Origin of the sequence: Neoroseomonas rubea, assembly GCF_016106015.1 — a bacterium.
Lineage (GTDB): Bacteria > Pseudomonadota > Alphaproteobacteria > Acetobacterales > Acetobacteraceae > Neoroseomonas > Neoroseomonas rubea.
In genome coordinates this window covers 1-1,072 of sequence record NZ_JACADQ010000636.1, presented here as the reverse complement: position 1 = coordinate 1,072, position 1,072 = coordinate 1, and the positions used below count along the sequence as shown (strand labels likewise).

Sequence of the window (1,072 nt, the reverse complement as noted above, 5' to 3'; positions counted from 1 at the left end):
TCTTCGGATCTGCGGCGAGCGCGGCGAGCGCGGCCGCCCCGAGGGCAAGCGCAGCGCGGCGGGTGATGTGCGGCATGGCGGGCCTCCTTTTTCCGACGCGGCCAGTCTAGGCGCGTTCCGGCGCGCGGCCGAATCCCGTCAGGCGGCGAGCGCCTCCGGCAGCAGCGGCGCGTCGGCGCCATCGAGCACCGCCGCCAGCGCGCCGCGCGCGGCGTCCTCGCCCACCACCGGTGCGGCATAGCGCAGGAACTTCGCCCGCACCGCCGCCTCCTCCAGCGGCAGCGCGGCATCGCCCGGCACGCGCATCGCCTCCGCGACGATGCTGCGGCCATCGGCGAGATGCGCCGTCAGCGTCGCGCCGCGCCGCCCCGCCTGCGTCAGCGCGGCATCCTCGACCAGCGTCACAGCGGCTTCGAGCCGTCGCAGCAGCGGGTCCGCCAGCGCGTCATCGGTGTAGGCAGCGGGGCCGAGATCGCCCTGCGCCAGCGCCGCGGCGATCGCCCAGGACAGGCTGAACTGCGCCGAGATCGCCCGCGCCGGCGCGCGGTTGGCGGCGTAGCGCAGCGCCTCGGCATAGGTCGCGAGCGTCAGCCCGCGCAGCTGCCCCGGATCGCCGACCGCATCGCGCAGCGACAGCGCCGCCGCGGCGGCGTAGTGCGCGTGGCGCACGCCGGCGAAGGGCTTCAGATAAGCCTCCTCGATCAGGAAGCGGTCGCAGGGCGTCACCTGCACCGGTGCGTCGAGGCCGAGGGCCAGCGCACGCGCCTCGGCGAAGCCGCCCTGCGGCGCGTCCATCCCGGCCATCGCGGCGGCGGCGGCGAGGGTGCCGAGCAGCACCGCATGCGCCGGGTAGGAATTGCGCCCGTCCATCCCCGCCGCGATCGGCGCGTAGAGCGCGAAAGGCACCTGGCAGGACGCAAGCCGCACGGCGCGAGCCGCGGCATCCGCGTCGCCACCCGCAAGCCGCGTGGCGGCGGCGGCGGCGCCGAGCCCGTGCCAGGACCCGTCCACATGCATGCCCGGCCGGATGCGCCAGGCCTCGCCGGCGCGCGCGCCGACCTCGTAGCCGAGG

Annotated in this window: 1 protein-coding gene; it reads right to left on the bottom strand. The window is 76.9% G+C overall.

Going from position 1 to position 1,072, the window contains the following annotated elements; genetic code table 11:
- Positions 1-138 precede the first annotated feature (138 nt).
- Positions 139-1,072: MmgE/PrpD family protein (locus HW577_RS25485; RefSeq protein ID WP_198378876.1), on the bottom strand; the 934-nt coding region annotated here is incomplete at its 5' end.